Raw genomic sequence first — 600 nt, 5'->3', positions numbered from 1 at the left:
CGATGTCCCGGCGGGCGAAGCCGTAGACCAATGTCATCAGGCCGCCGCCGATGGAGAGGAACCAGAAGCCCATCGGAATGACGCTCTTTTCGGCTTTCTCGCTTGCGATCCATTGGATGATGAAACGCGCGCCGAAGATCAGTTGCGCCAAGACGCCGAACGCCGCCCAGAAATCGAAGCGCGCCACGACGATGTCGTAGAAGTACAAACCCAGGTCGTGAGACAAGCGCATCAGCATCACACGATCTCCTGCGCATTCGGTACGCGCCGGCGGCGGCGGATCAGCCACCACACGCCGACGAGATCAAGAATCCCGACCCAGAGCCGGTCGAACAGGCCGTATTTCGAAGTGCCCGCGTGGCGCGGCCGGTCGACCACGTCCACATGGGCGACCTTGAAGCCCTCCCGCTTCACCAGCGCCGGCATGAAGCGGTGAAGTGCATCGAAATAAGGCAAGGCGAGATAGACGTCGCGACGAAACGCCTTCAGGCCGCAGCCGGTATCGCGGGTGCCGTCGTTCAGCATCCAGCCGCGGACGGTGTTGGCAACTCGGGACTGCCACTTCTTCGAGGCGCCATCCTTGCGTCCGACGCGCTGGCC

At 63.0% G+C, this 600-nt stretch carries 2 protein-coding genes; both read right to left on the bottom strand.

Annotation, left to right across the window (positions count from 1 at the left end; genetic code table 11):
- A partial coding sequence (locus AC1DT3_RS23580; protein ID WP_477467570.1) for a lipid-A-disaccharide synthase N-terminal domain-containing protein occupies positions 1-238 on the bottom strand: 238 nt, incomplete at its 3' end.
- On the bottom strand, positions 238-600 hold a 363-nt coding region (locus AC1DT3_RS23575), incomplete at its 5' end, for a glycosyltransferase family protein (protein WP_477467569.1). The genes AC1DT3_RS23580 and AC1DT3_RS23575, both read right to left, overlap by 1 nt.

The sequence above is a fragment of the Microvirga sp. P4_G7 genome (assembly GCF_056401005.1).
Note: the sequence above shows the minus strand (reverse complement) of the source record. Positions and strands in the feature narration are given on the sequence as shown.